21 protein-coding genes and 1 pseudogene are annotated in these 23906 nt (G+C 57.4%); 11 read left to right on the top strand and 11 right to left on the bottom strand.

Features of this window, described 5'->3' with window-relative positions:
* Nucleotides 1-125: 125 nt before the first annotated feature.
* From ACR0EF_RS03510 to ACR0EF_RS03495, 4 genes are all read left to right on the top strand, one after another.
* Nucleotides 126-911, top strand: a complete 786-nt coding sequence (locus ACR0EF_RS03510; RefSeq protein WP_170371362.1) for an SDR family NAD(P)-dependent oxidoreductase — start codon at nucleotides 126-128, stop codon at nucleotides 909-911.
* A gap of 51 nt (nucleotides 912-962) precedes the next feature.
* A complete protein-coding gene (locus ACR0EF_RS03505) occupies nucleotides 963-1946 on the top strand; it encodes a TRAP transporter substrate-binding protein (protein WP_093961689.1) in 984 nt (327 codons plus the stop codon).
* 75 nt (nucleotides 1947-2021) lie between these two features.
* A complete protein-coding gene (locus ACR0EF_RS03500) occupies nucleotides 2022-2549 on the top strand; it encodes a TRAP transporter small permease (RefSeq protein ID WP_170371364.1) in 528 nt (175 codons plus the stop codon).
* Between the two features lie 9 nt (nucleotides 2550-2558).
* Nucleotides 2559-3839, top strand: a complete 1281-nt coding sequence (locus tag ACR0EF_RS03495) for a TRAP transporter large permease (protein ID WP_170371366.1) — start codon at nucleotides 2559-2561, stop codon at nucleotides 3837-3839.
* Nucleotides 3840-4021: 182 nt separating this feature from the next.
* Here ACR0EF_RS03495 and ACR0EF_RS03490 read toward each other — a convergent pair whose 3' ends face one another.
* A complete protein-coding gene (locus tag ACR0EF_RS03490) occupies nucleotides 4022-5278 on the bottom strand; it encodes an NADH:flavin oxidoreductase/NADH oxidase family protein (RefSeq protein ID WP_170371368.1) in 1257 nt (418 codons plus the stop codon).
* 66 nt (nucleotides 5279-5344) lie between these two features.
* Between ACR0EF_RS03490 and ACR0EF_RS03485 the strand changes: the two genes are divergently transcribed.
* The gene (locus ACR0EF_RS03485; RefSeq protein WP_170371370.1) at nucleotides 5345-5707 is read left to right on the top strand and encodes a MerR family transcriptional regulator; all 363 of its coding nucleotides are present in this window, start codon (nucleotides 5345-5347) and stop codon (nucleotides 5705-5707) included.
* A 51-nt stretch (nucleotides 5708-5758) separates the two neighbouring features.
* On the opposite strand, the gene ACR0EF_RS03480 is transcribed toward ACR0EF_RS03485, so the two are convergent.
* The 6 genes from ACR0EF_RS03480 to ACR0EF_RS03455 all read right to left on the bottom strand — a co-directional run bounded on the left by ACR0EF_RS03480 (nucleotide 5759) and on the right by ACR0EF_RS03455 (nucleotide 10776).
* The gene (locus tag ACR0EF_RS03480) at nucleotides 5759-6490 is read right to left on the bottom strand and encodes a proteasome-type protease (protein ID WP_170339269.1); all 732 of its coding nucleotides are present in this window, start codon (nucleotides 6488-6490) and stop codon (nucleotides 5759-5761) included.
* 11 nt (nucleotides 6491-6501) lie between these two features.
* A complete protein-coding gene (locus ACR0EF_RS03475) occupies nucleotides 6502-7299 on the bottom strand; it encodes a transglutaminase family protein (protein ID WP_170371372.1) in 798 nt (265 codons plus the stop codon).
* Between the two features lie 3 nt (nucleotides 7300-7302).
* Entirely contained in the window at nucleotides 7303-8244 is a 942-nt protein-coding gene (locus tag ACR0EF_RS03470) for an alpha-E domain-containing protein (protein WP_170371374.1), read from the bottom strand.
* Between the two features lie 2 nt (nucleotides 8245-8246).
* Nucleotides 8247-9665 carry a circularly permuted type 2 ATP-grasp protein gene (locus ACR0EF_RS03465; protein WP_170339274.1) on the bottom strand — a complete coding sequence of 473 codons (1419 nt, stop codon included), beginning with the start codon at nucleotides 9663-9665 and terminating at the stop codon, nucleotides 8247-8249.
* On the bottom strand, nucleotides 9662-9838 hold the full coding sequence (locus ACR0EF_RS03460) for a hypothetical protein (protein ID WP_480771314.1): 177 nt from the start codon (nucleotides 9836-9838) through the stop codon (nucleotides 9662-9664). The genes ACR0EF_RS03465 and ACR0EF_RS03460 overlap by 4 nt, the downstream gene beginning before the upstream one ends.
* 65 nt (nucleotides 9839-9903) lie before the next feature.
* Nucleotides 9904-10776 (bottom strand): LysR family transcriptional regulator, encoded by an 873-nt coding sequence (locus ACR0EF_RS03455; RefSeq protein ID WP_170371376.1) that lies wholly within the window; start codon nucleotides 10774-10776, stop codon nucleotides 9904-9906.
* 119 nt (nucleotides 10777-10895) lie between these two features.
* Here ACR0EF_RS03455 and ACR0EF_RS03450 point away from each other — a divergent pair, with 119 nt between their 5' ends.
* The gene (locus tag ACR0EF_RS03450) at nucleotides 10896-11768 is read left to right on the top strand and encodes a TauD/TfdA dioxygenase family protein (protein WP_217354722.1); all 873 of its coding nucleotides are present in this window, start codon (nucleotides 10896-10898) and stop codon (nucleotides 11766-11768) included.
* Between the two features lie 50 nt (nucleotides 11769-11818).
* On the top strand, nucleotides 11819-12853 hold the full coding sequence (locus ACR0EF_RS03445) for a zinc-binding dehydrogenase (protein ID WP_170371378.1): 1035 nt from the start codon (nucleotides 11819-11821) through the stop codon (nucleotides 12851-12853).
* A gap of 200 nt (nucleotides 12854-13053) precedes the next feature.
* Here the strand turns inward: ACR0EF_RS03445 and ACR0EF_RS03440 are convergent, their stop codons facing one another.
* Nucleotides 13054-14613 carry a fasciclin domain-containing protein gene (locus tag ACR0EF_RS03440; RefSeq protein WP_170371380.1) on the bottom strand — a complete coding sequence of 520 codons (1560 nt, stop codon included), beginning with the start codon at nucleotides 14611-14613 and terminating at the stop codon, nucleotides 13054-13056.
* Nucleotides 14614-14826: 213 nt separating this feature from the next.
* Here ACR0EF_RS03440 and ACR0EF_RS03435 point away from each other — a divergent pair, with 213 nt between their 5' ends.
* Nucleotides 14827-16566, top strand: a complete 1740-nt coding sequence (locus tag ACR0EF_RS03435; RefSeq protein ID WP_170371382.1) for a type I secretion system permease/ATPase — start codon at nucleotides 14827-14829, stop codon at nucleotides 16564-16566.
* Entirely contained in the window at nucleotides 16563-17888 is a 1326-nt protein-coding gene (locus tag ACR0EF_RS03430) for an HlyD family type I secretion periplasmic adaptor subunit (protein WP_170371384.1), read from the top strand. The genes ACR0EF_RS03435 and ACR0EF_RS03430 overlap by 4 nt, the downstream gene beginning before the upstream one ends.
* 431 nt (nucleotides 17889-18319) lie before the next feature.
* Here ACR0EF_RS03430 and ACR0EF_RS03425 read toward each other — a convergent pair whose 3' ends face one another.
* Together ACR0EF_RS03425 and ACR0EF_RS03420 are read right to left on the bottom strand one after the other, a co-directional pair.
* Nucleotides 18320-19396, bottom strand: coding sequence for a PLP-dependent cysteine synthase family protein (locus tag ACR0EF_RS03425; protein ID WP_170371385.1), 1077 nt, complete (start codon nucleotides 19394-19396; stop codon nucleotides 18320-18322).
* A gap of 113 nt (nucleotides 19397-19509) precedes the next feature.
* Entirely contained in the window at nucleotides 19510-21042 is a 1533-nt protein-coding gene (locus ACR0EF_RS03420) for a phospholipase D family protein (protein ID WP_170371387.1), read from the bottom strand.
* Between the two features lie 962 nt (nucleotides 21043-22004).
* On the opposite strand from ACR0EF_RS03420, the gene rsgA reads away from it, so the two are divergent.
* On the top strand, nucleotides 22005-22841 hold the full coding sequence (gene rsgA / locus ACR0EF_RS03415; protein WP_367646393.1) for a ribosome small subunit-dependent GTPase A: 837 nt from the start codon (nucleotides 22005-22007) through the stop codon (nucleotides 22839-22841).
* 4 nt (nucleotides 22842-22845) lie between these two features.
* Nucleotides 22846-23613 carry a VOC family protein gene (locus ACR0EF_RS03410; protein WP_254435633.1) on the top strand — a complete coding sequence of 256 codons (768 nt, stop codon included), beginning with the start codon at nucleotides 22846-22848 and terminating at the stop codon, nucleotides 23611-23613.
* Between the two features lie 135 nt (nucleotides 23614-23748).
* Here the strand turns inward: ACR0EF_RS03410 and ACR0EF_RS03405 are convergent.
* Nucleotides 23749-23859, bottom strand: a pseudogene (locus ACR0EF_RS03405) (integrase); the annotation flags it as partial.
* Nucleotides 23860-23906: the final 47 nt, after the last annotated feature.

The raw sequence follows: 23906 nt of genomic DNA, 5'->3' as shown, positions 1-23906 counted from the left end.
AAAGTTGTTGACAATACTAGTATCCTAGTCGACTAAAATACGCAACACTGCTTCACGCCCGTTCGAACTCAAAAATTGGAACGGGCGCGCCGGAAGGCTGACCGGGGATCCAAAGGGACAAGAGAATGACCGAATTGAACGCTGAACAGATTGGCCGGAACCGGGACCTTGCAGGGAAGGTTGCGATCGTGACCGGCGGCGGACGGGACATCGGCCGTGCCTGCGTTCTGAAACTGGCCGAGGCCGGAGCATCGGTCGCAATCAACTATCACAGCTCATCCACGGGTGCAGAGTCTGCGGTCCAGGAGATTACGGCTGCCGGCGGTCAGGCGATTGCCGTACAGGGCGACATGACGTCAGGCGCGGATGTGGACAGGCTGGTCTCAGAAACGATTGCCGCTTTCGGGCCCCGGATCGACATTCTTGTCCACGTGACCGGAGGGTTGGTGGCCCGAAAGACCCTGTCCGATATGGACATGGACCACTGGCGTTACGTTATGGACCTGAACACCACTTCTTTTGCCCGCGCCGTTCAGTCGGTGTTGCCGCACATGAAAAAAGGCGGCGCGATCGTCGGGTTCGCCAGTCAGGCGGGTCGTGACGGGGGTGGTCCCGGCGCGGTTGCCTATGCGGCCTCGAAGGGGGCGGTCATGACGATGACACGTGGGCTGGCCAAGGAACTGGGGCCCGAGATCCGGATCAATTCGGTTTGCCCGGGCATGATCGACACAGACTTCCACAATGTCTTCACCAAGACCGAAGTCCGCACCAACGTGGCCAGCGCCACACCGCTGAAACGCGAAGGCACGTCCGAGGATGTGGCAAACCTCGTCGCGTTTCTGGCCTCGGACGCCGCCGCTTTCATTACGGGCGCGAACATCGACATCAACGGAGGCCTGCTCTTTTCATAGCCGGCTCCGACCGATCACCAAAAACATCTGTCTGCTTCTAGGGAGGAAAGCATGAACACCAAACTTACAAAAACACTGATCGGCGCCGCAGCCATGGTCGTCATGACGGGCAGTGCATCTTTGGCCGAGGATTGGCGCGGGTGGAACATCCACGCAGACGGCTACCCGAATACTGTCGCGATGGACAAATTCGCCGAACTGGTCACCGAAAAGACTGGCGGTGAAATCAACCTGCAAATGTTCCACGGCGGCACATTGGGCAGCCAGCCCGATGCGGTCGAACAGGTCCGCGCTGGCGCCTTGGAGGTCGGAAATTTCAACCTGGGTCCGATTGGCCCGATTGTCGCCGAGGCAAATGTCGTTTCATTGCCCTTCATCTTCAAGGACGTCCCACACATGTTCCGCGTTCTGGACAGCGAGGGCGGTGCCGCGATCGCGGCCGGTATGGCAGCCAAGGGATTGACCCCGCTTGCCTGGTATGACGCCGGTGCCCGATCCTTCTACAACGGGACCAAGCCGATCAATACCCCGGCCGATGTCCAGGGCATGAAAGTGCGGGTCATGAACAACGATCTGTTCACCGGCATGATTGCCGAACTTGGCGGCAACCCCTCGCCCATGGCCTTCGCCGAGGTTTATCAGGCCCTGAAGACCGGGGTCGTCGATGGCGCCGAGAACAACTGGCCGTCCTACGAGTCGACCGGCCATTTCGAGGTTGCCGGCTATTACTCGCTGTCCCAGCACCTGATCATCCCTGAATGCGTGTGCGTCAACACCGACAAATTCAACGCCTTGTCGCCCGAACTGCAGGCCGCCGTCAGAGAGGCGGCGCAAGAGTCCGCCGAGTTGCAGCGGCAATTGTGGGCCGAACGTGAAGCGGCCAGCCGCGCGGCGGTTGAGGCTGCGGGTGTGGTAGTGAACGAAGTGGCCGACAAAGCGCCGTTCCAGGCCGCTATGGCCCCGGTCTACGAGGCCTATTTCGCAACGAACCCTGACCTCCGCCCGTTGGTTGAAACCATCCAGGCGACCGAGTGATCGAACCGTATCGGATCTGATACAGTCCGGCCCTGCCAATGCGGGGCCGGACATCTGATCAAGAGTTTCAGGCTTATGAGCAATACATCTCCGCCCCCGTCCTCAGTGCGCACTATGGTCCGGATCCTCGACCGCATCGCCGATGCATGCCGGATCGTGACCGGTGTCGCGCTGGTCGTGGTCACCGTCATATTCGGCTGGCTCGTCTTCGGCCGCTACGTCCTGAACGCAACGCCAACGTGGGTCGAGCAGGTCGCCCTGCTGCTGGTCATGACGATCGCATTCATCGGCGCGGCGGTCGGTGTGCACGACAACACGCATTTGTCCGTGTCCCTCGTGCGCTCGGCCGTTCCGCGACGATTCAGGACGGCTCTGGTCGTTTGCACGGATGTGATCATGGCCGGATTCGGCGCTCTGATGCTGGTGTTCGGGGCGCGGCTTACGATGTTCAAATGGGGGTCGCTCATCCCCCTGATCCAGGTTCCAGAAGGCTTGCGGTCATTGCCCCTGACCATTGGCGGGGGCCTTATCCTTGTGTTTTCCGTTGGTCACCTGATCCGCCTCTGCGTCGGTTTTGACGAGCGAAAAGACAGCATCGAATAGAGGCGGATCATGGGAATTCTTCTTTTGCTTGGCGTCTTCGCCCTGTGTGTACTGATCGGAACACCCGTGGCCTTCGCCTTGGGCATTGCCGCCATCTCGGCCTTCTGGTTCGAAGGTTTGCCGCTGATGATCGGGTTCCAGCGGATCATCTCGGGCATCAACGTTTTCTCGTTGATGGCAATCCCGTTCTTCATCTTCGCCGGCGAACTGATGTTCCACGGCGGGATCGCCATGCGTCTGGTGCGGTTCGCGTCAGCCGCGGTCGGCGCCGTTCGTGGGGGCTTGGGCATCGTGAATGTGTTTTCGTCGATGTTGTTTGGTGGAATTTCCGGATCGGCCATCGCCGACATATCTGCTCTCGGCTCAATTCTTGTTCCCGTGATGAAGGAGAAAGGCTACGACGCGGATTATGCGGTCAATGTGACGGTCACGTCGTCGATCGCAGGGATCATCATCCCTCCCAGCCACAACATGATCATCTTCGCCATTGCGGCGGGGGGCGGCATTTCGATCTCAAAGCTTTTCCTCGCGGGTGTAGTTCCGGGCGTGTTGATGTGCCTCTGCCTAGCCGTCGCCGCGTATCTTGTTGCGGTGCGCCGAGGGTATCAGGCCGAAACCTTTCCGGGCTGGAAGGCTCTGGTCATCAGCTTTCTCAGCGCGATCCCCGGGCTGCTGACTGCCGTGATCATCGTCGGAGGCGTCCTGTCGGGCATTTTCACGGTCACCGAATCCGGGGCGTTCGGCGCCATCTATGCCTTTGTCGTCACGCTCGTGGTCTACCGGAGCATCACCTGGGACAAGTTCTGCATCGCGGTTGCGTCGGCCGTACGTACGACGGCCATGGTCATGATCCTGATCGCCTGCGCGGGTGCCTTTGCCTATATGCTGACCTTCTACAGAGTGCCGGACAAAACGGTGGATCTGCTGACAGGCCTGACGGAAAACCCGATCCTTATCCTGCTGATGATCAATGCGGTTTTGTTGCTTCTGGGTATGATCATGGACATGGCGGCCCTGATCCTGATCTGCACGCCGATCTTCCTGCCGGTTGCCAACAGCCTTGGCATTGATCCCCTGCAGTTCGGAATGATCTTGCTGGTGAATCTGGGCCTGGGACTGTGCACTCCTCCGGTTGGCTCCTGCCTGTTTGTCGGCTGCGCCGTTGGCAAACTGCCGATGGAAAAGGCGGTTCGGACGATATGGCCCTTTTACCTGGCAATTCTGGTCGCCCTGATGCTGGTCACCTTTGTGCCCGCTATCTCGCTGACCCTGCCAGGGTTGCTTGGATAGCAAGGGCGAGCAGGCAAAAGGTCCGGACGCACCTTGGGTAAAGGTGCGCCCGGTTCCGGCACTGGCGGCAACGGAAGAAACACCTGCGGTCGGCGCCGGAAGCCGAGCGTCAAAGGTGCCGCCACACGGTGATTACCCGCACAAACGCCGTTGGATCCCTGCTTTAGGCGTCCCTGACCACATTATGCTCGGGCATCGCGCCAAGAACGGTAACGTTTCGTCCATCGCTTCGCCCGCAACTGATTTCGCATCAGCGCAAGAAACGCCGAGTGCGGTACCTTCGGTGGCTTGCCATTTGCCAGTCGTTCAAGCTGGAAATACGCCAGAACCATCGAGGCGAACCCGGCCAGCCTTTTGTTTTCCCAAGACACTTCCGGGATATTGACCGACTCTGATTTGCCATTCCGCCAGTTTTCGACAAGATCAGGTTCGAAGGCCATCGCGCGGGCCACCCCCAGAACCGAGACGCCAATCTCGCCCCGGTTGTTGGCCAATGCATCCTCGGCAACAGCCCGAGAGCGAATGCCGCCGGTCACCATGATCGGCATTTTCGCGTCAGCAGCGATCTCCCGCGCAAAGTCTACAAAATAGGCTTCGCGCCGGGCCGTGCTGGAGCCATCCTCCTGCCTGCCCTGCATGGCCGGACTCTCATAGGAACCGCCAGACAATTCGACCAGATCAATAGCCATATCGCCAAGTTGGTTGACCACCCATTTGGCATCATCCTGCCCAAATCCACCTTTCTGAAAATCAGCCGAGTTCAGCTTCACCGAAACGGTGAAACCCTTGGACACGCCGGCCCGGATCGCGCGAACGACCTCAAAAAGAATACGCGCCCTATTCTCCAAAGTGCCGCCCCAATGGTCGGTACGGCGATTGGTCAAGGGCGATAGAAACTGGCTGATAAGATAGCCGTGGGCGGCATGTATCTGAACGCCGTCAAATCCTGCTTCTTCGGCCAACGCGGCTGTTCGAGCAAAACGGGCAATCAGGTCTTGGATTTCGGCCTCGGTCAGGGCCCGCGGCGGGTTGAAATTTTTGGACATGCCGGGGATCTCGACCGGAACGTCGGACGCCGACACCGTTTCTTCTCCCAGGCTCGCCAGGACCTGACGACCGGGATGATTGATCTGCATCCAGATTGCTCCGCCGCGCGTCTGCCCTGCCTCGGCCCATTCCCGGAAAGGCGCAAGATCGGTTCCGTCTTCCAGAACCACGCTGGCGGGGCCCGACAGCGCATCAGCCGAGACCATTACATTTCCAGTGATCAACAGGCCCGCGCCGCCCGCGGCCCAGCGGCGGTAAAGCCGGTGAATTTTCTCGTCTGGCACCTGCCCGAAAGTCGCCAGACTTTCTTCCATTGCAGCTTTTGCCAGACGGTTTCTGAGAACCGCGCCATTTGGCAATGTGAGCGGTTCGAACAGCGGTGAAACAGTCATCTTGGGATCCTTTTCTTCACGATCCCAGGTGATATAAACCTTCGACAATGGTTGAAGGTCAAGGGCATGAAGATCGGAAAATTGGCAGAAGCCACGGGCGTGTCAGCGTCAAGCATTCGGTTCTACGAAAAACACGGCCTGATCCCACCGCCCGAGCGCCTAGAGAACGGTTATCGCGACTATCCCGACGCGATGATTTCTCGTATCAAGACCATCGCAATGAGCAAGTCGCTTGGCTTTTCTCTGTCGGAAATCAAGCGCTTCCTTCCGGAAGACCCGGAAAACACCATCCCGCGGCCCGAAGTGATTGCGAACCTAAAAAGCAAGTTGGCCGATGTGGATCAAAAGATCAAAGACCTGCACGGGATTCGCCGCGACCTGGACGAGATGATCGCCTATCTGAGTGACCCCGAGTCAAATGGCTGCTGAGGGTCTGGCAGCCTGAAACCTGCGCCCTGCGGGAGCACAAGACCTCGCTCCTCAGGCTTCGTATGCCGGAAGCTTTGACAGGGCGACCTTCAGCGCATCGCCCCACCCTTCGGATATTGTCCGAAAGTACTGATCGTCAGGCTCGAACCTTGAACGCGTGCCGGCCGTAAGGCTGTCTTCCTCATAAAGCAGCAGATCAAGCGGTGCGCCGACGGACAAATTGGCCTTGATCGTTGAATCGAAACTGACCAGCAACAGCTTTACCGTTTCGGAAAAGCTCATGTCCGGATCAAACGCGCGTACCAGTATGGGGCGGCCGTATTTCGTCTCACCGATCTGAAAGAACGGGGTATCCTCACCGGCCTCGATGAAATTGCCTTCGGGATAGATCAGAAACAGGCGCGACGGGCCGCCTTTGATCTGCCCCCCCAGGATCAGGGTCGCGTGGAAGGCGCTGTCTGCCTGTTGGCCCGCTCGGGAATGCCCCTCGATGACGTCGTTCAGCGTTGCCGCAACCAATTGGGCGACCTGAAACATCGTCGGCGCCTCAAGGATCGACGGCGACCGGTCTTCCGGGGCTTTTGTACGTTCTTCCAGCAGGCTTATGGTGGCTTGGGTGGTCGCCAAGTTGCCGGCCGTCAACAAGGTGATCGAACGGTCGCCCTCAACGGTCCAATTGAACATCTTGTTGAAGGTGGACACGTTGTCGACACCTGCATTCGTGCGCGTGTCCGACATGAAAACCAGTCCGCGGTTCAGCCGCATGCCCACAGCATAGGTCATCAGGTTCTCCGTTACTGCTGTGCGACCTGCAATTGAACCGTCAACTGCTCGCCCGCTGCCCCAATTCTGTTTCCTATTACCGGGGCCGCCTGGGCATAGTCCAGACCGGTTGCGACACGCACGTATCGATCATCGGGTGAAATCCCGTTGGACACGTCGAATCCAACCCAGCCAAGCCCGTCCAAATGAACCTCGACCCACGCGTGAGTGGCATCCTGCAATTCGGTTTCGTTCATCATCAGGTAACCCGAGACATAGCGGGCCGGCACACCGATCTTCCGCGCACAGGTGATGAACACATGCGCATGGTCCTGGCACACGCCGCGCCCGGCCTTGAGAGCGTCTTCTGCGCTCCAGTCCGGGTGCGAGCCTCCCACTTCGTAGGAGACCTGAGCCCGAACGCTTTCGGACAGGGCATGCATCCGCTCAAGCGGCTCACCATCCGGCAAAGCGGCAATCACGTCTGCAACACCCTTGCCCGGCATTGTCAAAGGCGTGCTCCGCTGAAAAAGCCACAATGGTGTCGAGCCCTCGTGACGCCCCAACACACCATGCGTGTCTTCAACCTCGACAACACCTTCGGAGATCAATGAGATGCTTTGGGTATTCGCTTCGAAACTGATCAGTTCCACCGTGTTGCGATGGTAGTCCTCAAAGCTCAGTTCCTTGCGCCCCCCGGTCACTTCGGTGCTCCAAGAGAGGATATTCTGATTGCGGAAGGATTTGGGCGTCTTTCTCAGCTGCTGCAGGCCAAAGGGAACCGGCGCGTCGAAATCGTATCGTGTCTCGTGGCGAATATGCAGTTTCATTGGTCACTCATAGAACCGGTAGTCAACTTCAATCTGGCGGCTCAAGTCTCCGAGATCCTTCAAAAAGTCCTGAATGTACTCGTGTAGCCCAAGGTCAAAGATATCGGAAATCTGCCGGTCGTGGTACTTCTCGGACAGCGCATTGGCCGCCGTAACCGACGGCCCCGCAAAGCCATAGTCTTTGCTGAGATAAGAAAGGTTCTCTTGGATTTTCCTGCAGCAGAAATGCAGGCTGCGTGGCATCCGCTGATCGAGGATCAGAAACTGAGCGATTTCCGACGGCCGGGTATTCTGGCCGTGGGTCATGCGATAGCCACCACCCGCACCCACGGACCGCAGGATGCTCTCCCATTGGATGTTGTCCAGTGACGAACCGACCGAAAAGGCCGTGGGTAGAAGGACATAGTACTTCACGTCCAGGATGCGCCCGGTATTGTCGGCCCGCTCGACAAAGGTGCCGATCCGGGTGAAGTCGAAAATATCGTTGCGCAGCATGGTCCCTAGCGTCGCACCACGAACCAGAGCCGCCTGTTGACGAATAAGCTCCAGCGTCCCCGGCAGGTCTCTCTCGTTCACGCGGCGCTTCATGGCTTGATCAATCTGCATCCACGTGGCGTTCACCGCACTCCAGACATCATGGGTCAATGCAGTTCGAACAACGCGCGCGTTATCTCGCGCCTGCTTGAAGACTGACTTGATCGAGGATGGATTGTCGGCATCACGCAACATCCAATCCACGGCATTGTCTTTTGAAATCTCATCATATTTGGCGCTGTATCCACCGAAAACGCCGGCTGTTTTCAGAACCGAGCCCCATTCCGCATCGGAATTCTTGGTCCGGGTCAGCGCCATCCTCTGACCTGTTTCAAGCAGTCTGGCCGTGTTTTCCGCCCTCTCAAGATACCGGGACATCCAGAACAACCCGCCAGCAGTTTTTCCCAGCATGGTCAATCCTCCAGAACCCAGGTGTCTTTGGTCCCGCCGCCTTGGCTTGAATTCACGACCAGAGACCCTTTTTTGAGCGCAACGCGCGTCAGGCCGCCGGGGGTGATCTCGATCCCATCCGGGGACACCAGAACAAATGGCCGCAGATCGACATGCCTGGGGGCAAGTCCCGAACGGGCGAAGATCGGTACTGTCGAGAGAGACAACGTGGGCTGCGCGATATAGTTCGACGGCCGCGACTTGAGCTTGTCACGGAAGGCCGCAATCTCTTTCTTGCTGGCGGTCGGGCCGATCAGCATTCCATAGCCGCCCGAGCCGTGCACCTCTTTGACGACAAGATCCGACAAGTTGTCCAATACGTAGGAAAGCGACTCGGGGTCGCTGCAGCGCCACGTAGGAACGTTTTTGAGCAGAGGCTTCTCACCCGTGTAGAACTCAACGATTTCAGGCATGTAGGAATAGATCGCCTTGTCATCGGCAATGCCCGTGCCCGGCGCGTTGGCGATCGTGATGCCCCCGGCCCGATAGACGTCCAGAATGCCGGGAACGCCCAGCGCGCTGTCCGGGTTGAAATTCAGCGGGTCCAGGAAATCGTCGTCAACCCGGCGGTAAAGAACGTCGATTGGTTTGTAACCACGCGTGGTGCGCATGCAGACGCGCCCATCGACAACCCGCAGGTCGTGGCCCTCGACCAGTTCCACGGCCATCTGATCGGCCAGAAACGCATGTTCAAAATAGGCTGAATTGTAGATCCCCGGAGTCAATACCGCGACGGTCGGCTCACCATCCGCGCAGGCCGGCGCACTGGCCGCAAGCGAGCGTCTCAGATTGCGGGGATAATCGGATACATTGCGCACATTCGTGGCGCTGAAAAGCTCGGGGAACATCTTCAGCATGGTTTCCCGGTTCTCGAGCATGTAGCTGACCCCGGACGGCGTGCGGGCGTTGTCTTCCAACACGAAGAACTCGTCTGGCCCGGTACGCACCAGGTCGACACCAACCACATGGGTGTAGACCTGCCCCGGCGGTGAGACACCCAGCATCTGCGGCAGGAAGGCTTCGTTGCTGGCAATCATCTCTGCCGGCACGCGACCGGCACGCACGATTTCCTGACGGTGATAGATGTCGTGAAGAAACGCATTGATCGCCCGAACCCGCTGTTCGATGCCACGCTCCAGACGTTGCCATTCGCGTCCTGAAATCACGCGCGGAACGATGTCAAATGGGATCAAACGTTCTTCGGCCTCGGTCTTGCCGTAGACGTTGAAAGTAATCCCCGTCAGCCTGAAAACTTCTTCGGCTTCGCGCTGTTTGGCCCTCAGCCGTGAGACATCTTCCGCATTGAACCAACGTCCGATCTCTTCGTAAGGACCTCTGAGAGATCCGTCGCCGTTGAACATCTCATCAAAATACTCGCTCATACGAGAAGTGTGACGATCAATTCAAACTTTGCAAGTTGTACGGGCTTTTCCAGTTGGCGGCCTACCAAGAAATGCACAGTTTTCGAGCGAACAGCAGCCCGCCCGTCGGTGACGAAATTGGTTCTGGGTGCAGCGAAAATCATCGCCGCCACTTTACCGGCTTCTGGCTTCAATAACGTGCAGCCACCAAAGCAATTCTCGAAAGCAATCAGGGGCCTCGGCTCCGCCTGAGAACCGACTAGGTTCCCACCGCATCCAGCAGCGCACCCCGGACAGCGTCTACCATTCTGGCACGGGGTGACATTGCCACACTCGCAAGACCGACGATGCGTCGGGGTCCGAACTGCTCCAGAGGAATTTTTTTGAGCCGCAAATGGTCATAAGACGCCAGACGACTGTCAGGTATGATCGAGACCCCGAGTTCAGCGGCGACCATGCTTGATATTGCCTCGAGGCTTTCAAGCTCCATGGCGTCTTTGACTTCTATGCCCATCCTTTGCAGCCAGGTCTCGATCTGCCTCCCCACAACCGCGTCGCGAGTGAACCGGATAAACGGCAGTGCGCCGAGAAGCTCTTCGGGAGAATGATCCGGAGTGTTTTCCGAGACGAGCAGGACCAGTTTCTCGGTCACGATTTCCGAGAACTCCAGCGACTTCGGCAGAATATCCGGGCGTGAGATGATTGCTGCGTGAACCTGCTTGCGGTCCAGCTGCAACAGCAGCTGATTGGTCAAGCCCGGAACAATTCTGACACGCACGTCAGGATGTTCTGACTTCAGCCTTGATAACGCAGCAGGCACCAAACCCGTCAAAGTCGTTGGAACTGCACCCAAGATGATCTCGCCGGCAAGTTCCTTGTCCAATCTCACCTTGTCAGCCAGGCCATCATACGCGGCGACGACCGCCGCCGCTTCTTCAACAAGCATGAGCCCCGCACTGGTCAGTTTGGGTGTCTTCGCCGACCGGTCAAACAAGTCGAGCCCCCACATGGCTTCAAGATTCCGCATCTGATGGCTTACCGCCGACGGCGTCAGATGCTCGGCCTCCGATGCTGCTCGAAAGCTTCCATGCCGATGTATTGCGATCAAAGTTCGCAACGCTCGAATGCTCATCTCAAAGACCTCACCACTTTTGCCGGACCCGCAAAAGGTGAGAGATTTTCACCGATGGATCAAATCATTTTCGTTTTTGTTTACATTTTTTGATCTGTACCCTGCACGAAACAGGCTCAATGAAACAGCGCCCCGAGGTCCCCATGGTTGCCCCAAAGTCCAACACCTACACGTCCATCGTTGCCAAGCCTTTCGCTCCTAACCTCGGGGCCGAGATCTATGGGGTCGATTTGAGCCAGCCTGTGCCCGACGACCAGTTTGCCGAAATCCGCGATGCCTTTCACACCTATCAGGTTCTGTTCTTCAAAGAGCAGAAAGAGATACCGCCTGCGCAGCACATCGAGTTTGGGAAACGCTTCGGGCCGCTCCACGCACACCCCGCAGCCCCAACGATGGAAGGATATCCTGAGATATTCGAGATCCATGCCACCAAAAATTCAAAGGTGGCCAACGGTGAGTTCTGGCACTCGGACGTGTCATGTGATGAGACGCCCCCATTGGGAACAATGCTTCAGATCCACATTGCCCCTCCTTGCGGCGGGGACACCATGTTCAGCGATATGTATGCGGCCTACGATAATCTGTCCGAACCGATCAAAAGCATGCTCGACGGCCTATCCGCCCTCCACAGCTCCGAACACATATACAAGGGCCGGTACAGCGACCGGGGCCAAAAGGACGCGGATATTGATTGCCCCGAAGCAATTCATCCGATCGTCAGAACTCACCCCGAGACAGGACGAAAATCGCTGTTCGTCAACCGAACGTTCACAACGAAGATTATCGGCTTGTCGGCCAAGGAAAGTGAGGCGATCCTCAACATGCTTTTCGAGCATGCCGAACAGATCAACTATCAAATCCGGTTCCGGTGGTCGCTCAACGATATGGCGTTTTGGGACAATCGTTGCTGTATGCATCGTGCCATCTGGGACTATTGGCCCGCGGAACGAAAGGGGCGGCGTGTAACCGTGAAAGGCGACCGACCCGTCTAGTTCTGACGGGACGGGATTTCTGGGTCGAAGAAACCATTTTGGAGCGCGAAGTGCGAGCTGCAGTCGTCAGAGAGTTCAACGAGGACCTTTCGATTGAAACGGTCCCGGACCCAACCTGCCCCAACAACGGAGTGGTCTTGGAGGTCGCCGCCTGCGGCGTGTGCCGCTCGGACTACCACGGCTGGTCCGGTGCCCACCCGAAAGTTCAAAACGGCTCCATCCTGGGGCACGAATACTGTGGCACCGTGGTCGAGGCCGGGTCCAATGCGAAACACAAAGTGGGTGACCGCCTCATCGCCCCATTCATCCTAGGGTGCGGCAGTTGCCATGCCTGTCAAACCGGAGTGTCGAATACCTGCGCCAACCAGATCGTTCCCGGATTTGGCGCTCCGGGCGCCTATGCGGAATATGTTGCGGTGCCCTTTGACCATAACTTGGTTCACTTGCCAGACACACTCTCCCCTGCCCTCGCCGCCGGCCTGGGCTGCCGCGTCACCACCGCATGGCATGCTTTGACGGACCGAGCAGATGTTGCTGCGGGCGAATGGGTTGCCGTCCATGGAACCGGTGGAATTGGTCTGTCCGTTCTCTTGCTTGCGAAAATGCTGGGATGCCGGGTTGTCGTGGTGGATGTCGTCGACGAGAAACTCGAGCACGCAAAACTCCACGGCGCGGACGCGACGGTCAATGCATCCAAAGAGGATGCGGCGACCGCGATCCTGGATATCACCGGTGGAGGAGCGCAGGTTTCCATCGAAGCGCTGGGCATCGAAACCACGACGAATGCTTCGCTGGAGTGCCTCGCGATCTTGGGCCGTCATGTGCAGATTGGGATGCCGTCGGGTGACGGTTGGATGCGCATGAACATGCGCGCGATATATTCCAAACAGCTCTCGGTTTTTGGCACCCGGGGCATGCCGTCCTGGAAGTACCCGCGTCTGCTTGGACTGATCGAGCGGGGTGACGTTGACATACAGCCGATGGTGGCCAGAGAAGTCCGCCTTGAGGATGCCAGCAGTGAGCTTCGCGCGATGCGCGGCCCGACCTCGCCGGGCACCGCTGTAATCACGAGTTTTCGGCCTTGATTGGGTGCCTGTGTCTTGCAGGATGCACGCGGGCCGAAAGATTGAAAGTTTTGGAAATTAATGGCTTACGGCAAGTAACGGCGTTTGCCCCGGCTGTCGCCACACACATCCAAAACACTGTTCCCGAAAAATAATGTGAAGCCGTTTCAACAAGAAAAGCCCGCCCAAACAGTTTTGGTCGGTCCAGGCGGGCTTGCCTATCAGAGAATGAAATCACCTTCGTCTAGGCTGCTTGCGCGGACGCCGAGCAACGAGATTTCCGTGTCTCCCAAATCGATCTTGGTCTTGAAGAAACGGCCGCTGATCGCATCCTCGACTTCCTCATAGTCTGTGAAGCCATAGGCGCTGAGGTCGATCTTGTCGCGACCTGCGCGAAAGCCGAACACAGTGTCATGACCGCCGCCTTGTTCGAAGACGAAGCTGTCAGAGCCCGAACCGCCGATGAGTTTGTCGTTTCCGGCACCGCCCGCGATCTCGTCATTTCCACGGCCGCCGAAGATGATGTCGTTTCCACCCTCGCCGTTCAGGGTGTCGTCTCCCTTGCCGCCGAAAACCTTGTCCCGACCGTCACCGGCGAGAACCAGATCGTCACCACTTCCTGCGAAAACGATATCGTTGCCGCCTTTGGCATCGATCAGGTCATTGTCCCGACCTGTGCGGATGACTTCGCGACCATCGTCTCCGATGACGAAATCGACTGCCCCTGAACCGTCAGATTGCAGCAGATCGGCGGGCAGCAGAACGCCGTTCAACACATGGATCACACCGTTCGACGCCTGAATGTCGGTCGCGATGAGGCTTGGATCCTGAACGTCCGGATCGGCATCGACCAGGGTAAGGGTCTCGGCATCCACACCAATCGTTCCGCCCTGGAGCGTTTCGATTTCCTCAGACGCCAGAACCTGGCTGGCCTGCAGGCTTTCACCCGAGACATGGTAGGTCAGCACCGTCGTCAACAGCTCGATGGGATCGTTTCCGCCGTTGAGCAAACGCAGTGCGTCAACAAGGTATGCAAACGCCCCGCCCTCATCACTGCCTTCGTATCCCAGTGAGTTCGAGAGCGCGATAAACGCGTCATCGGTCGGCGCAAAGGCCGTAAGATCGGCATTCGGGTCATTCAGGGCGCCCGCCAGATCAGCCGCGATCAGGGCTTCTCGAAGAATGTCGAAATCACCCCCGTTTTCGTCAAAGCCGGATGCGCCGCTTACCGCAAGAACGGTTTCGGTGATCGTCGGGGCGTCATTGCCTGGCAGATCGATCGGCAGCAGAACGCGATCAATCACGTGGACCACGCCATTGTCCGCCAGGATGTCTGTCTGCACCAGCGACGGGTTGATGAGGTCCGGCTCCAGATCGCCAAGCGTTGGCAGTTCGGACGCGTCGATCATGCCGCCCTGAAGTGAGGTCACCGAACCCGCCGACGCAATCTCGGACGACCCTTGGGTGCCAGCTGCAACATGATAGGTGACGATCGTCTCAAGCAGCGTTGCGGTTTCGACGGGATCTTCGTTCAAAGACGTCAAAAATGCGGTTACGGCTGCGGTGTCAGTAACGTCGCCCGCAAAACCCAGATCAGCTGCGAGCTGCCCGAATGCCGCGTTTGTCGGGGCAAAAACCGTGTAGGTCGCAGAAGGGTCACCAGCCGTTCCACTGAGGACACCGAGGTAGTCAGTCCCCTTCTGGTCATCGATAAAACCTATTGCTGCGACAAGAATGCTAAAGCTTGGATTTCCTGCGGCAATTCCTGCAATTGTCGTCATAATTTCCTCCACCTGAGATTTGCAAGCCAATGATTGGCTTACCGCTGGTACGGAGCGCACAGGCCGTTTGGATCAAATATTTATGAATCACGATATGTTCCCCGCGACACCGCGTGGATCGTTCCCGCGCCCGCTGAGGCCAAATTCAAAAAACAAATCCGGCCGGGTCTGATCAGCGTATCGGTCATCAGTTGAGAACAAAGGTGACGGCCAATGGGAAAACCCAAACTCGTAGTTGAAACGGGGCGTCAGGAACTTCGCGAAGTGCGTCGGGAAAGCTGGCGGCTTTACGTTTTTGTCGGTGTTCTCAGTTGCTTCACCAACCTTCTTATGCTGACCGGGCCATTGTATATGCTGCAGGTATACGACCGGGTTCTGGGCAGCAGATCGGTGGAAACGCTGGTCGCTCTCTCGGTGCTTGTTGCGTTCTTGTACGGCATTCTGGGCCTGCTTGAATATGCTCGGGGGAGGATTTTCGGACGCGTCGCGGCCCGATTCCAGGCGCGGCTTGACCGTCGGGTATTCGAGGCGGTGCAGCGCAAAGCCTCGGTCGCTCCGGACGATCAAACGGAAACCGGCCTGCGCGATCTTGAGGCTGTTCAGCGGCTTTTGTCTTCTCCGGTTCCAATGGCCTTTTTCGATGTGTTTTGGACGCCCGTTTTCCTTTTGGGCATCTGGATATTCCACCCTTGGCTTGGTGCTGTCGCTGCGCTGGGTGGCTTGGTCATCTTGGCACTGACCGGCTTGAACCGAGTCTTTTCGGCACGCCCCATGTCGAATGCCAGCCGTGCTGTCGCCTCGTCCGAAGCGATGTCCAACCAGTTGCGGAACGAAGCCGAAATCGTTGAGGCGATGGGTATGCGCGATGCGACCTACACGCGGTGGAAGACGTTGCGCGACCGGGCGCTGAAGGAGCAGATCCGCTCGGCAGATGTAAGCGGCAGCTTTGCCAACGCAACAAAGACCTTCCGGTTGTTTCTGCAGTCAGCCATCCTTGGTGTTGGTGCATTTCTTGTGCTTCAGGGGGAACTGACTGCAGGCGCAATGATTGCAAGCTCAATCCTGCTGGGCCGGGCGCTGGCACCGATGGAGCAGCTTGTGGCGCAATGGCAGTTGGTTCAGACCGCAAAAAGGGGCTGGGATAGTGTGGCCGAACTGCTCGGCACCGTACCGCCCGAACGTGTGAATACGCGACTGCCGAAACCCAAGGCCAAGTTGGTTGTTCAAAACCTGACCGTATTTCCGCCGAACTCACGGCAAGCCGCTCTGAAATCCGTTTCGTTCAACGTGAACCCCGGCGAAGCGGTTGGCTTGATTGGGTCGTCCGGCGCGGGGAAGTCCACACTTGCCAGATCCTTGACTGGCGTATGGCGTCCGCACAGCGGCACGATCCGGCTGGATGGCGCCGCGCTGGATCAATACGGCTCGACCGAACTTGGCGGCCTCATCGGCTATCTTCCGCAGCGGTTTCAGCTGTTCGACGGCACCATTGCCGAAAACATTGCCCGAATGGCGCCCGAGCCGGACGATGCCGCTGTCGTGGCAGCCGCAAAGAAGGCAGATGCGCATGAGATGATACTACGGCTCGCTGATGGCTACGACACCTACGTATCGGCAAACGGAGGGCAACTGTCCGGTGGTCAGATGCAACGTATCGGCCTCGCCCGCGCCATGTACGGCGACCCCGTTCTGCTGGTGCTGGACGAACCAAATTCAAACCTCGACGTCGAAGGCAGTGCCGCGGTCAATCGCGCAATTGAAGAGTTCAAGGCAAACGGAAAATCCGTGTTGATCGTGGCCCATCGGCCGGCCGCAATCCAGGAATGCGACAAGCTGATAATGCTTGAAAACGGCACCGTCCGGGACTTCGGCGCCAAGAAAGACGTGCTTCGGAAACTCGTTATCAACCACGAACAAATCGCAAAAACCGCCAGACAGGGAGGCCTGAAATGAAACCGGAACGGTCCGACATCAACTCGTCCCTTTCCTGGTCAGCGCGCGGACCAGTGCTCGTGGGTCTCGTGGGTCTGATGCTGTTGCTTGGAGGCTTTGGATATTGGTCCTTCACGACCAATATTGCCGGGGCAATAGTTGCCAGCGGTCGAATTGAAGTCGATCAAAATCAACAGGTTGTGGAACACCCCGATGGCGGCGTGGTCGCCGAGATACTTGTCGACGAAGGGTCCCTGGTCGAGGCCGGTGATGTCCTGATCAAGCTGGCATCCAATGACCTTGCCACCAAATTGGCGATCGCCGAAAAAGAGCTTTACGAACTCATGGCCCGCCGCGGCCGGCTTGAGGCGGAAAGAGACGGAAACGAAGAAATTCGCTTTGATCCCATACTTCAGCAAGCCGCATCTTTGGACATCGACATCGCGGACTTGGTCTATGGGCAGGAACGATTGTTTGTGGCGCGCAAGCAATCCATCGCGCAGGAGATCGATCAGCAAGTCAAAAGGGTTGGTCAGATCGACAGCCAGATTGTCGGGATTGATGCTCAAAAACTGGCGCTTGCCACCCAGCTGGACCTGATCCGAAAGGAACTGACGGATCAGGAGTCTTTGTTTGAACGCGGATTGGCCCCCGCTTCCCGCGTTCTGTCATTGCAACGGGAAGAGGCACGCCTGAGCGGCACGATGGGTGACCTGACAGCCCGTATCGCGGAATCCGAAGGGCGAAAGACAGAAATCGAGATTCAGATCCTCAAATTGCAAAGCAAACGTCGCGAAGATGCCATTACCCGCCTCAGGGACCTACGGTATCGGGAACTGGAGTTGCGCGAGGAAACGACGAATATTGCAGAGCGTATCGCCAACCTTGAAATCACGGCGCCTGTCTCTGGGGTCGTACACGGATTGAACATCTTCAGCCTTGGCGCGGTTGTGAAACCGGCTGATCCGGTATTGTACCTGGTTCCGCAGGATCGTCCGCTGATCATAAGTGCCCGCGTCGACCCCATTCACGTCGACCAGATGTTCGTCGGACAAGATGTCGTTTTGCGCTTTTCGGCCATGGATCAGCGCAAGACGCCCGAATTGACAGGACGGGTCACCCTGGTTTCTGCGGATGCGTTCGAGGAAGCTTCGACAAACCAGACCTACTACACAGCCGAGATCGCACTGAACGCCGGCGAGCAGAAAAAACTGCCCGCGGAAACACCTCTGGTTCCTGGAATGCCGGTCGAAACCTTCATACGGACGCAGGACAGAACACCGATTGCCTACCTGATCAAACCGTTCAGCGACTACTTTGCGAAAGCATTTCGTGAGACTTGAGTGTGGGCCCCGTGTCGCCGTCAAATCAAGCCACGAGCGATTCACATAGGTCTCTCTGGCCCTGCGCGGGAAACCCGTGCGCTCCGGCTGGCTCCGACGAACCTTGTGCACCTCTCGCTTAAACAAACCAAAGGCTGACTTTGCGTTGCGGAAGGGCGCCCAAACGCCGTTCAGTTGACGGTGCAACATCGTTGGTCAACGATAGGCTTGACGCTTCAGGTCAGCATTCCACCGCACAGACGCGGCTTTGACACAGGGAACTCGGCGGCCATCGGTTGAAGTCCGCTCAACTTCTGAATCGCAACCCAACCGGATCGTTTGACCGTCTGGCCACGCATTGCGGCAACCACGCTGTCCACAGACTTTCAGACGGCATCAACGCTACATATCGAACGTTCTAATACCCGGATCGATGAGCGACGAGACCGGGCTCACTCAGACGGCATTTGCGCCGTTGGTGTCGACATGGAAATCGCTCGTTCCTCATCCGTCATATCTTCGGCAATCCCGTCAAAGAGCGGTGTCGAAAGATACCGTTCGCCTGTGTCGGGCAGCATCACCAGCATCACCGATCCGTCCGGGGCGCTTTTGGCCACTTCCATTGCGATGGCAAATGTGGATCCCCCTGAGATTCCGGTGAAGATCCCCTCCTCTGCTGCCAGACGCCTGGACCAGGCGATACCATCCGCTCCGGCGACGGGGAGCAGTTCATCATAGTATGCATTGTCCAGAGCTTCCTGAAGCACATACGGGATGAAGTCGGGCGTCCAACCCTGAATGGGATGCGGTTCAAAGGCCGGATGGCTCTCAGTAGGTTGATGGGCCTCGTTGCGGGTGTTCACGTAGCCAGACCCGACAATCGCAGCGTTTGCAGGCTCGGTCAGGATGATCTTGGTGTCAGGTCGATCCCGCTTTAGCACGCGCGACACGCCCGAAACGGTGCCGCCTGTTCCATAACCGGTGATCCAGTAATCCAGCCGCTCTCCTTCGAAATCGCTTAGTATTTCCCTCGCTGTCGTGGCCTCGTGGATGTCGGCGTTGGCGCTTGTCTCGAATTGGCTGGCGAGAAACCAGCCATTTGCCTCGGCCAACTCCTTGGCCTTGGAGTACATCCCAAAACCCTTGAGCGCACGAGGCGTCAGCACAACCTTGGCCCCAAGAAACCGCATCAACCGGCGGCGTTCCACCGAGAAGCTGTCAGCCATAGTGACCACAAGCGGATAACCCTTTGCGGCACATACCATCGCAAGACCTATCCCGGTATTTCCCGAGGTAGCCTCGACGACCGTTTGCCCGGGTTTCAGCCGACCTTCCCTTTCGCCAGCTTCGATGATGTTCAGCGCAAGGCGGTCCTTGACCGAGCCCGCGGGGTTGAAGGCTTCAAACTTGACGTAGACCGTCACGTTGGCCGGCGCGATTTTGTTGATGCGAATGCACGGCGTGTTGCCGACCGTATCCAAGACGCTGTCATATAAACGGCCGCGCCCGGATGTGGTTCGAATTTCCATGTGCCCCTCCTGCTTATCCACTTTTCTTCAAATGCGAAGAAGACTGCCACAAGCGCGATGCAATTGATAGAACGTCAACAGCACAGTAGAAGAACGGACCTTCTCCCACGCTACTAAAGCTGAGAGCCGATTGGCAAAAAACTGAAAAATCCAGCCACGATATGATCCCAAGCCGAACCCGTTGGTTCTGAGTCATATTCAAGAATTTCTCCGTTCTCGCCCCGTGTTCTCCATTTGAGTTGGCCAGCACTCTCCAGCGTCACATGATACGTATATGCTGGAAGCGCATCGTCCAAAGCTCCCATGGTTTGTGCGGTCAGCGCAGGAGAGTCGATGAGAATGCCCATTTCCGTGTTGATGTTGACTGAACGCGGGTCCCAATTGAACGAACCGACAAACAGATATCGGTCATCGACAGCGAACGCTTTGGAATGAAGACCTGACCGAGATTGAGCCCAGTTTATTCCACGACGTTGGACCTGATAAGCGTCAGGCCGCAATTCATAGAGCTCGACCCCACCGCGCAGCAACGCCCGGCGTTTCTTGGCGTAGTGCGCATAGACTGGTGCTACGTCGTTTGAAGCAAGCGAGTTGGTTACGACTTTGACGTCGACACCTCGGTTTTCCAGTTCGGTCATCCACTTCACGCCGTTGTTGCGTGGCACGAAGTAGGCCGAAACGATATTGACCTCCCTGTCAGCACCTTCGAAATACGGCAGCAGTTGCGACGCAAGAATTGGATCTGAGTTATCAAGCCCTGCGGCTTTGGAAGGCGGATCAGCGTAGAGTTTTGCGGGCACCCAATCCAAGGAAAGCGTGCCGTCTGCAAAATTCTCCCTTGCAGATTTTCTGAGAGCTTCGCCGTACTGGGTCTGCTTTGCCGCCTTTACGAGATCATTCAGTCTGCTTCGCGCTTGGCCAAGCGAAAATTCTTCAGGTTGCCCGACGACCACGCGGGCCGGAACCGCGAACTCACTGTTCCAATATTCGTCAAAGCTGTGTGAAACTTCATTTACGACAGGACCGGCTGCCAGAACATCCAGATCCGCATAGTTCATTTCCTCCCGTGCCAGGAAGTACTCGGCGCCGATATTCCGGCCACCGACAATTGTGAACACGTTGTCTGCGGTCATCGACTTATTGTGCATTCTGCGATTGATCCGCTTGAAATCCGTGAGCCCGGCAATGATCAGGCTTTGGTCGCGCCAGAAAGGATTGAACAGACGGATTTCAATATTCTCGTGGTAGTCCAATGCGGCTGTCATCGCGTCGTATCCGGATGTGTCCATGTCATCCAAAAGCAAGCGAACACGTACGCCTCGATCCGCCGCCTGCAAAAGGCTGGCCGCAAAGAGGTGACCTGTCGGGTCGTTATGCAAAAGGTAGTATTGAGCGTCGATCGATTGTTCAGCCGCTGCAGCGAGTAGAAGCCGTGACACCAAGGCTTGTTCGCCGTCGCTGATCAATTTGACACCGGACCGGCCGTCTTTGGGGTCCCCAAGCCGGGTCGCCGTCTGCCCAAGTGTGCTGTTTGTCCTTGCCGAGAATGAAACCGAATTGGTTTTCTCATATGTACGAACTTTTGGGGCACAAGCGACAAGAGCGAATGTGCAGAACGCACAAAACATGATTGTCCAAGGCTTCATCGACTTCCTCCGCTCGTCACCCATAGGTGACTACGCCAAGAGGCAAGATTGCAAGTATGTTCCGAGAAAGGTCAGGAGGTTTCCTGAAGTAGTGTCGTTTCAGAGGAATTGCGGTTCGAAGCCAGTCAGCCCGTCATGAGTATTAGATTGATCGACTGATGAAGCATCCTGTCCACAATCGAAAGGCAATCTGTTCGCCGATGAATCGTTTCTTCGGCATCGCTACACTCCCCTGTTGCCAGAAATGCACCCAAAATTTCGCACTCGGTTCGATCCAGTTCCAGGGGTCAAGACCACATTGCGGACGAAGGCGCTAATATTCCGGTTGTAGGGATGTGTGATAACGGCCCAAGGAGGACTTTGGGGGAATTTCGGCTCGGTGCCGTCAACCGCTGTTTCCAGCACAAAAGGCTGCTACGCGGGTAAAGTTCACACACTCTTCTTCGTGTTGAACGGTTGCTACAGAGAAGTGACGACGTGCGCCAAATCACCGGTCAACTGTTGTGTTCTGCCCGCGGTCTTCCTATGTGCACTTTATCGGAAATGGAGATTTTATGTCCCGGTAAGGAAGGGAGGCAGCGCGCCTCCCGGAGCATATTCAAGATCTGAAGCACCGCCGTCGCTTTGTTGCCGACGGAGTGTTTTGATGTGCGCACTCTTTCCTACCATCAGCGCCCAAATCTGACCTGGGCCAGAGACATGAAAGTGAACACCCTATGACAAGGGATTACTCCAACTTCCTTCCGCCTCGCGCAAGCGAAGCGGGATCGCACGCCAATCCCAGCCCTCTTCAGGCATTGGGATGGCAACCGTTTTTCGCCCAACAGATCAGCGTAGAGGACTTGTGCGCGACACCTCCCGTTCGCGTTGTCGAAGTGCATCGAAATGGGCTGCATGTCGTCGGTGACGGCATAGATACGGTACTTCCGCCGGGAGCCGACGCAACTGTCGGAGACTGGCTGATGCTGGACTCCACACGTCCGCGCTCCAGTCGGGTTCTTGAGCGCACAAGCCTCATAAAGCGGCGTGCGCCCGGAACCGACCGGCAGGAACAACTGATCGCGGCGAACATTGATACGGCTTTTATCGTCACGTCTTGCAATCAGGACTTCAAGGTGGCCCGGCTGGAACGCTATGCAGCTCTGGCTTTGGAGGCACGGATGACACCCGTCATCGTCGTCACAAAGACCGACCTCGTGACAGACCCGCAGAACTATATCGACGCTGCTCGCGCGGTATCGGACATGATCGACGTGGTCGCCTTTGACGCCCGCGGCGACGCGCCCCGGACAAAACTGCTTCCCTGGTGCAAACCCGGCAAGACGGTGGCGTTTCTCGGCTCATCTGGTGTTGGTAAATCAACGTTGGCCAATGCGCTGCTCGAGAGTCAGTCCATTGAAACCCAAACCATTCGTGAGGACGACGCAAAGGGGCGGCATACGACAACGCGGCGCGAGCTTCATGCTATGCCCAATGGCTGTCTGGTCTTGGACAGTCCGGGCATGCGGGAACTGCAGCTCACCGATGCAGCGGAAGGTATCAATGATCTTTTCGCCGACATTCAGGAGTTGGCCGCGCAGTGTCGATTCAAGAACTGTCAGCACGATTCTGAGCCGGAATGCGCTGTTCTGAAGGCTATCGATGAGGGTGTTCTTGATAGCGATCGGCTTCGCAGATGGCGCAAGCTCATGGCCGAAGATGCGTTTAACTCGGCGAGTCTTGCGGAACGCAGGTCGCGCGACAAGGCGTTCGGGAAGATGGTCCGCGGAGTCAAAAAACTCAAAGATGTCAGGAAGTAAGGCGATGACACAGTCGAAAGCCGGTCAAATCGTATGGCATGACCTATTCACACCGGACAGGGCGCGTTCAATGGCATTCTACCAGCACGTCGCCGACTGGTCTTATGAAGTCGAGCGGGCATCGGATTTTGCATGGGGTGGCGGCGAGCAGGATTTCGTCCTCGCCCTTTCCGGTGACGAAGCGGGCGCGGGGTTAATCGAGACGCCTCCGGAGCAAGCGAAGGGCTGGGTCGCCTACATCGAGGTCCCCGACGTGGACCTGGCGGCCAAGCGCGTCGACACGCTCGGAGGCAAAATCGTTCGGGAGCCATTCGAGGTGCCGGGCGTCGGGCGCAACGCACTCGTTCGCGATCCGCTCGGCGCGTTGGTGGGGATTTCGCTGTCTCGGCACAGTTTCCCCGTGCCGAGACGGCAGTTTGGCCCTGAAGTGTATATCGGCAACGGTGATGACTTTCCGCAAGCGTTCTACATCGAACTCTTCGGATGGCAGGTGTCTCCCGATAAGGACCAGGATTGCGCCACTCTCCTCGGGCCTCGGGGCCGTCTTGTTGCAATCCAGCATGCGGCGACTTGGGCAACCGCCTCAAACGCATCTTGGGTCCCTTGCCTTAAAGTTACTTCAGTCCCCGACCCCATCCGTGTTGCTGAAACCAAAGGCGCAGGTCCGGCCTCCTTGAAGGTGAGCGAAACCGTTCAAGCTCAAATCCCCATCCTATGTGATCCGGACGGAGTGCCGTTTGCGTTCGGCGGCAAGCAGACAAACCGCTTCTAGCCACTCGCAGATTCTTCTCAGGAACTGCAGAGCGGATATTTTCCGCTCTGCAGGGGCGGGAACTCAGCGCCTATGCGCGCTAGTGGACAGTGCGTTGGTTGGGATCCAGCCGCCGACTTGTTTCTGATGTCAGTTCTCTGATGCATTGGTCCGGCATAGGGGGTGTGAACCGTAGCCGCTTGGTTTGAGACCAATGGCCGACACCCAGTCCCTAACAAGTCTCGCGTACTTCCGTGTCGAGACGTGGAAAGCCGACTTTCAAGGGATATCCTGAATTCTGAAGTCGCAAACCG

It is taken from the genome of Ruegeria sp. CG8 (assembly GCF_056537165.1).
Note: the sequence above shows the minus strand (reverse complement) of the source record. Positions and strands in the feature narration are given on the sequence as shown.